Origin of the sequence: Puerhibacterium puerhi, assembly GCF_009846865.1 — a bacterium.
GTDB lineage: Bacteria > Actinomycetota > Actinomycetes > Actinomycetales > Cellulomonadaceae > Puerhibacterium > Puerhibacterium puerhi.
The window spans coordinates 21,424-29,195 of the sequence record NZ_WUWN01000037.1; the positions used below are offsets into that span (position 1 = coordinate 21,424).

Below are 7,772 nucleotides of genomic sequence, written 5' to 3' on the forward strand. Positions count from 1 at the left end.
GGTCGCGGCGGCAGACTGGCGTCATGCACGTCGCCCGACGCCCGCGACTCCTCGACGTCCTGCTCACGCTCCTCGTGGCGGGCGTGGCCTGCACGTGGGCCCTGCTGACCCCGCCGTTCCAGGCCCCCGACGAGCCGCAGCACCTCAACAGCGTCGTCCGGCTCGCGCACGGGGGCGGCTGGCCGGCGCCGGGCGAGGCGACGATGTCCCTGGCGGTCCGCGAGGCGCGCCAGGAGGTCGCCTTCGGCGCCGACCTGCCGGGCCGGTTCGCCGACCGCTCCGACCGGCCGCAGCTCGTGGACGCCACCCCGACGCCCGCCGCCGAGCGGGTGCGCGTCGACGACCGGAACTCCCAGCCGTACGGCGCGCCGACCGACCCGGCCGACATCGACCAGATGACCCAGCACCCGCCGCTGTACTACGCCCTCGGCGCGGGCGTGCTGCACGCGCTCGGCCTCGCGGACGCCCGCTGGGACCTGCAGCTGCTCGCGCTGCGCCTGTTCGACGTGCTGCTGCTGCTCCCGGTCGTGCCGCTGGCGTCCTGGGCGGTGCGCCGGCTCACCGGGTCGGTCGCGGCGGGCCTGGTGGCCGGGACGTTCACCCTGTTCGTGCCGCAGGTGGGGCACGTGCTCGGCGCGCTGAACAACGACGCGCTCGTGACCCTCGTCGGCACGGTGGTGACGGCGCTGTGCGTGCGCGTGCTCACGGGCGACCGCTCGTGGCGCACCGCGGCGGTCGTCGGCGCCGTCGTCGGGATCGGCCTGCTGACCAAGGTCATGGCCGCGTTCCTGCTGCCCGTCGTCGCGCTGGCGTACCTGCTGGCGCCCCCGGGACCGGGACGCGCCGCGCCGGAGCTCCTCGCGCGCGCCGGGCGCGTGCTGGTCGTGGGCCTCGCCGCCCTGGCCGTCGGCGGCTGGTGGTGGGTGCGCAACCTGCTCGTGCTGGGCACGGTGCAGCCGGTCGGGGTCGACATCCGGCTGTCCGACCTGGAGCCCGAGGGGCCCGTGACCTACGTGGCCACGGCGTGGCCCCGGCTGGCGCGGTCGTTCTTCGGCGACCTCGGCTGGCTCGACGTCCGCACGCCCGTCGCCTTCTGGCTCACCGGCACGCTGGTGCTCGCCGTCCTCGCCGTCGTCGCGCTGACCGCGCGCGGGGTGCGCCGCAGCGTCCTGGTGCTCCTGTCGCTCCCGGTCACCCTGGCCGTCGCGGTGCTGGTCAACGGCTGGGGGTTCTACGCCGCGCACGGCCGGCTCACCGGCCACCAGGGTCGGTACCTGTACGCCGGGCTGCTGGCGCTGGCCGTGGTCGTGGCGGTCGCGCTGTGGCGGCTGGCCGGGCGGGACGAGCGCCGCGCCTGGGTGCTCGTGCCCGTCGTCACCGTCGCCGGCCTCGCGGTGACGTGCTACGGGCTCGCGCTCGGGTTCACCGGCTTCTACCAGGGGCCGGGGGAGTCGCTCGGCGAGGCCGCCGGGCGCTGGGCCGCCTTCAGCCCGGTGGGGGCGGCGTGGCTGGTGGCCGTGCCCGTGCTCACTGGCGTCGTGGCCGTCGCGGCGGTGCTCGTCGGCGTCCTGCGGGCGCGGACCGCGAGCAGCACGGCGCCCGCGGCCGCGGCGGAGAGCACGACGGCCGCGGCGGCGGCCACCCAGGCGGCGCCCGTCAGCGCGGGGTAGCCGGTCACGGTCTCCGCGGGGTGGTCGAGCGCCGCACCCGGGGCGCTCGGGTTCCCCGCGCGCAGCCACAGGAGCATGTCCACCACGACCGCGCCGGCCCAGACCGGGACCGCCACCGGCCACCGGCCCGGCACCCGCAGGAGGCCGGCAGCGATCCCGAGCGCCACCGGCAGCACCACCGGCAGCAGGTAGCGCGGGTAGAGGCCGCCGCCGGTGGTCGCGTAGGTCAGCTGCACGCCCAGCGCGACGCCGGCGGCGACGACGGGCAGCAGCACCGGGAGCGCCCGCAGCGCCCCCGCCCGGCCCCCGCCGGGGACCCGCGCGCGGCCCGCCCCGTCCGCGGGCGGGCCCGGAGCCCGCAGGCGCCGGACCACGAGCGTCGCGAGGGCGCCGACGGCGGCGAGGACCAGCGGGAGCACCACGAGCGCGTCCACGGCCCAGGCCCGCGGCACCTGCGGGCCCCACCAGAAGAGGTTCGGCAGGCGGTCCCACGTCTCGGGGTCGGCGAGGATCTCGGGGAGCGTGCGCAGCTCCCGGCCCTGGTTCTGGGCGGCCCACTCCGGGTGGCCGCCGGTGATGCTGCCGGTGAGCCGGAGGTTGCGGGCGTAGAACCAGCCGGCCGTGCCCGCCACGGCGACGACGGTGGCGAGCGTCAGCGCGGCGGTGCGCGCGAGCCGGCGGTGCAGCAGGCCGGCGACGCAGGCCGCCACGAGGCACACCGCCGCCGTGATCATGGCCGAGGTGCGGGTGAGCGCGCACGCGCCGGCCGTGGCGGCCGTCGCGGCGACGAGCGGCCACGACAGCCCGGTGCGCACCAGCCGCGCCACGAGGCCGAGCAGCACGGTGACGCCCAGCGCCGCGAGCAGGTCGTTGAACACCGTGCCGCCCACCTGCGCGACGACGGCGCAGCACGCCACCACGAACGCCGCGACGGTCGGCAGCGGCGAGCGGGGCCCCGTCAGGCCCACGGCCGCCCACCGGGCGGCGAGCACGAGCGCGGCGGCCAGGACGGCGCCCAGCACCCGCCCGGCGTACAGCGCGGCCAGCGGGTGGCCGGCGTCGGCCAGCGGGCCGACGAGCGGCGCGAGCAGCAGGTAGTACAGCGGCGGGTGCTGCGCGGTCCACTGCACCTCGGGCACGAAGGCGTGCTCGGGCCGCAGCAGCAGCCCGTCCTCGAACACGGGCAGCCGCCCGTGCCACACCTGGTAGGCGTAGTCGAGGTGCGCCTGCTCGTCCCCGGAGAGGAACGGCGCGACGGCGAACGCCTGCACGAGCGCGAACGCGGCGGCCGTCGCCGCGCTCAGCGTGAGCGCCAGGCGGTCGGACGCGCTCGTCCTGGCTAGGGTGTGGGTCACATGCCCAGCCTAGGGAGGACGCCCTGCCGAGGCTGGGACCGTCGTCGACGCGTTCGACCTGGCCCGGAGGTTCTCTCGTGCCGCTGCCGCCGCTCACGCCGTACGCCCGGCTCCGCTGGGACGTGGTGTCCCGAGTCCTCGACGCCGAGCTGCCCGCCGCCGGCGCGCGCGTGCTCGAGGTGGGCTGTGGGCAGGGCGCCGTGGGCGTCCGCCTGGCCGCCCGCCACGACTACACGGGCGTGGACCTGGACGGGGCGAGCGTGGCGGTGGCGCGCCGCCGGATGGCCGACGCCGGCCTCTCCGCGACGCTGGTGCACGGCCCGCTCGAGGACGTCGAGGGCGACGGGTTCGACCTCGTGTGCGCGTTCGAGGTCGTCGAGCACATCGAGGACGACCGCGCGGCCGCCGCCGAGTGGGTCTCCCGCCTGCGCCCCGGCGGGCTGCTGCTGGTCTCGACGCCCGCGTGGCAGTCCCGGTACGGGTCCATGGACGAGGCGGTCGGCCACTTCCGCCGCTACGACCCCGAGGCGCTCGCGGGCCTCCTGGCCGGGGTCGGCCTGGAGCGCGTGCGCACCCGGCTGTACGGCATGCCGCTGGGGTACGTGCTCGAGGCGGCGCGCAACCGCATCGCCGGGCGCAGCCTCGACGTGCGCGAGCAGGACGTGGCCGCCCGCACGGCCCGCAGCGGCCGGCTGTTCCAGCCGTCGTCGGCGGTGCAGGGCGCCGCCATCGCCGCCGCCACCTGGCCGTTCCGGCTCGTGCAGCGCGCCTTCCCGGGCACCGGGACGGGGCTGGTGGCCTGGGGCACCGCGCCCGCGGCCTGACCCCGGCCGGGCGCGTCAGCCCGTGACGCCCTCCTGCGCCACCAGCCGCTCGCGCCGGGCGGCGTCGGCCTCCAGCGCGGCGGCGGTCGCGGCCGAGGTCAGCACCACCGACCCGCCGGCGGCCCAGACGGCCAGGAGACGACGCAGGGCGTCGGGCAGCGGCACGTCGCCGCGCACGAGCACGCGCGCGCCGGGGGCGGCGCTCGCGGCCGTCCCGGCGGCCCACGCGAAGAGGTCGCGGTGGGCGACGCACTCGTCGCCGGCCTCGAGCGCCGGCGCTGCCGGGTCGGGGGCCGGCGCGGCCAGCACGACGTCGGCGTAGGTCATGACGGCGGAGGCGGCGTCCACGGCGCCGGCCGGCAGGCTCCCGCCGAACGTGCGCGCCAGCGCGGGGAGGGCCACGGCGACCACGTCGCGCGCGCCGGCGTGCCGCTCCGGGGTCGCCGTCACCACGACGTCGGCCGGTGCGTCGGTGGGGGAGCCGGCGGCGGCGTCCGGCGCGGGCACGCGCACGGTGGCGCCGCACCGCCAGGCGGCGAGGGCCCACACGGCCGTGCGCCAGTGCACCGGCAGGTCGAGCAGCACAGTGACGCCGGGCGCGGCGTCGAACTCCTCGACGAGGAGGTTGGTCGTCTTGCTCACCCAGTTGTCGAGGACCGCACCGGACAGCTCGATCCGCTCGCCGTCGTCCCCGTACCACGTGAGCCGGGGGCGGCCCTGGTCTCCCGACAGTCTTTTCGTCAGCTCGTCGACCGACGTGAGCATTCCGCGTGCGACATTCACCACATCAGGGTATAAGCACCGCGATGATGACGCCGCTTATGGGTGAAATGCGCCTCCACGGGCTTCTCTAGCACATTGTGGCTTGACGCGTCTGAAAGACACGCGTGTAATTCCGGGTATGCAGTTTCCCTAAGAGCGTGGAGGGGCACGGGGATGTGGAATTTGCTGGACGGGGACGAGCTCCCGTCGGACGCCGACCGCCGTCCGGAGCGCGTCGCGCCGGTGCTGCCGCTGTTCGGCCAGGAGCCCGACGACGCATTGCTGGGATGGCAGGAGCGCGCGCTGTGCGCGCAGACCGACCCTGAGGCGTTCTTTCCCGAGAAGGGTGGCTCCACGCGCGAGGCGAAGAAGGTCTGCGGCAGCTGCGAGGTCCGCGCGGAGTGCCTCGACTACGCCCTGGCGAACGACGAGCGATTCGGGATCTGGGGCGGCCTGTCCGAGCGGGAGCGCCGCAAGCTCAAGCGCCGGGCGGTCTGAGGACCGAGCGGCCGTGGGTGTCGGGGGGGGGGGGGGGCGCCCCCCCCCCCCCCCCCCCCCGGGGGGGGGGGGGGGGCGCCCGGGGGGGGGGGGGGGGGGGGGGGGGGGGGGGGGCCCCCCCCCCCCCCCCCCGCGTCCGGGGTGCCTGGTGCGACGCCCGGTGTGACGCACCAGGTCGCCGCCGCGCCGCGCCGACGCGCGGGAAATCCCGCCGCACCCCGCGGTGCCACCGCATCATGGCGGTGCGATGAGTGCACCCGACATCACCCAGCTCCACGGCCCCGGACCGGACGGCTCCGCGTCCCCGGACGCGGCCCTCGACGTGGTGCACGCGCTGACCGGGGCGCTCCCGCAGGTCGTGAGCGTCACCGCCGTCGTCGTCACCCGCGGCCGCAGCCCCTTCCTGGCCGCCACGCTCGCCGCCGTGCGCGCGCAGGAGCGCGTGCCCGAGAGCGTGGTCGTCGTCGACGTCGACGCCCCGCGCACCACCGGCTCCACCCTGGGCCTGCGCCTGGACGACGCCCGCTTCGTGCCCGCCTCCGGCGCCCGCAGCCTCGGCGAGGCCGTCGACGCCGCCCTCGAGGCCGGCGTCGCGCCCGTCGAGGGCTGGTTGTGGGTGCTGCACGACGACTCGGCGCCCGAGCCGGACGCCCTGGCGCACCTGCTGCGCGCCGTCGAGCACACCCAGGCCGTCGCGATCGCCGGCTGCAAGCAGCGGCGCTGGCCGGTCGCCGAGGACGGCACGCCGCTCGACCCCGGTGCCGACCGCGGCCTGCTCGTGGAGGTCGGCGTCACCGTGTCGCCGCTGGCGCGGCGCATGACGGGCATCGACGACACGGAGATCGACCAGGGTCAGCACGACGCCCGGGAGGACGTGCTGGCGGTCGGGCTGGCCGGCGCGCTCGTGCGGCGCAGCGTGTGGACCGAGCTGGGCGGCACCGACCCCGAGTACGGCGCGTTCGGCGACGGCCTCGACCTGTGCCGCCGGGCTCGGCGTGCCGGCCACCGCGTCGTCGTCGTGCCCGACGCCGTCGTGCACCACGCCCAGGCGTCGCTGCTGGGGCTGCGCGAGCGGCCGCAGGGGCCGCCGGACGAGCGCGCCTCGCACGGCGCGCGGCGCCGCAGCCAGCTGCACCACCGGCTGGTGCACGTGCCGCCGTGGCTCCTGCCGCTCGCGCTGGTCGCGATGGTCGTGTGGGCCCCGGTCGCGGCGATGTACCGGCTCGCGCTCAAGCAGCCCGGGGCCGCGCGCGACGAGATGGTGGCCGCCGTGTGGAACGCGGTGCGCGTCGTGCCGCTCGCGCGGGCGCGGCGTCGCGTCGCGCGCAGCAGCAGGCTCCCGCGGCGGGTGCTGACCCCGCTGCTGGCCGGCTGGCGCCAGGTCCGGGCCGAGCGCCACGACGTGCGGCTGGCGCGGGCCGAGGCCAGCCGCAGCCGCCGGCTGCCCACCGAGCTGGAGCGTGCCGAGCTGCGCGAGCTCGCCCGCCGCCGCCGCGCCGGGCTCACCCTCGTGCTGCTCGCCGTCGTCGGCCTCGCCGTCACGGTCTTCGGGCCGTGGCAGGGCGTCCTGGCGCAGGGCGGCCGCGTGGTGGGCGGCGCGCTGCTGCCCGCCCCCGGCACGCTCGGGGACGTGTGGGTGGCCGCGACGTCGGGCTGGGTCGAGGACGGTCTGGGCACCGCGGCGCCGGCCGACCCGCTGCTGCTGCCGCTCACCGTGCTGACCGCCGTCGCCGGCGGGTCGCTGCAGCTCGGGGTCGACCTGCTGGTGCTGGCCGCCCTGCCGCTGGCCGCCCTCGGCGGCTGGTTCGCCGCCGGCGCGCTCACCCGCTCCCCGTGGGCCCGCGGCGCCGCGGCGCTCGCGTGGACGGCGGCGCCGTCGTTCCTCGCCGCGCTCGCCGGCGGCCGCCTCGGCTCGCTCGTGGCGCACCTCGCCCTGCCGTGGGCGCTGCTCGCCGTGCTGCGCGCGATCGGGGTGCAGGCCCGCGACGTGCTGGACGTCCCGGAGGCCCAGGACGGCACGGAGCCGGCCCCCGAGCAGCGGCGCGAGCGCGCGCCGCGCGGGTCGCTCGGTGCGCTCGGCGCCGCCGGCCTGCTGCTCGCCGTCGCCGTGTGCGCCGCCCCGGTGCTGCTGCCGCTGGCCGTCGTCGCCGCCGTGCTCGGTGTCCTCGCCGCCCCGCGCCACCGCCGCTACCTGCCCCTCGCGCTGCTGCCGTCGCTCGCGGTCGCGGCGCCGTTCTGGCTCGCCGTGGTCCGCACGTGGTCCGACGGCGGGTGGCGGCTGCTGCTGGCCGAGCCGGGCGCCGCCGTCCCCGCCGGCGCGACGCCGGAGCCGTGGCACCTGCTGCTCGGGCTGCCGGCCGACCCCGCCGCGTGGTTCGGCCTGGGCGACGACGCCGGGCCCGTGCTCGCCGCCGTCGGGCTGGTCGGGCCGTTCCTGCTCGGCGGTCTCGTGCTGCTGCTGGCGCTCGTCGCGCTCGCGCGCCGGCAGGCCGCCGGCGGCGTCCGCGTCGCCTGGTTCGTGGCGCTGTGCGGGCTCGCCGCGGGCGTGCTGGCGGTCGCCGCGGGGGCCTGGCCGGGCGCCGGGACCAGCGTGGTCACCCTCGCGCTGGGCGCCGCCGCGCTGCTCGGGGCCCGCGCCGGCCGCCTGGTGCGCGACGCCGACG

The 7,772-nt window shown here is 78.3% G+C and carries 5 protein-coding genes; 4 read left to right on the forward strand and 1 reads right to left on the reverse strand.

Features of this window, described 5'->3' with window-relative positions:
- Window positions 1-23: 23 nt before the first annotated feature.
- Both GSF02_RS15015 and GSF02_RS15020 read left to right on the forward strand, forming a co-directional pair.
- Window positions 24-1,670: a DUF2142 domain-containing protein gene (locus tag GSF02_RS15015; protein WP_159797913.1), complete on the forward strand. Its 1,647-nt coding sequence runs from the start codon at window positions 24-26 to the stop codon at window positions 1,668-1,670.
- A 1,432-nt stretch (window positions 1,671-3,102) separates the two neighbouring features.
- Window positions 3,103-3,849, forward strand: coding sequence for a class I SAM-dependent methyltransferase (locus GSF02_RS15020; protein ID WP_159797915.1), 747 nt, complete (start codon window positions 3,103-3,105; stop codon window positions 3,847-3,849).
- Between the two features lie 15 nt (window positions 3,850-3,864).
- On the opposite strand, the gene GSF02_RS15025 is transcribed toward GSF02_RS15020, so the two are convergent.
- Window positions 3,865-4,632 (reverse strand): TIGR03089 family protein, encoded by a 768-nt coding sequence (locus GSF02_RS15025; RefSeq protein WP_235915608.1) that lies wholly within the window; start codon window positions 4,630-4,632, stop codon window positions 3,865-3,867.
- A 153-nt stretch (window positions 4,633-4,785) separates the two neighbouring features.
- Between GSF02_RS15025 and GSF02_RS15030 the strand changes: the two genes are divergently transcribed.
- Complete coding sequence (locus tag GSF02_RS15030) at window positions 4,786-5,109, forward strand: WhiB family transcriptional regulator (protein ID WP_328799035.1); 324 nt, start codon at window positions 4,786-4,788, stop codon at window positions 5,107-5,109.
- 247 nt (window positions 5,110-5,356) lie between these two features.
- The coding region (locus tag GSF02_RS15035) for a glycosyltransferase (RefSeq protein WP_159797917.1) at window positions 5,357-7,772 on the forward strand (2,416 nt) is incomplete at its 3' end.

What these genes read in the sequence shown, in the direction of transcription:
- GSF02_RS15015 (WP_159797913.1), top strand. Translation starts at nt 24, where the DNA reads ATGCACGTCGCCCGACGCCCGCGACTCCTCGACGTCCTGCTCACGCTC.
- GSF02_RS15030 (WP_328799035.1), top strand. Translation starts at nt 4,786, where the DNA reads ATGTGGAATTTGCTGGACGGGGACGAGCTCCCGTCGGACGCCGACCGC.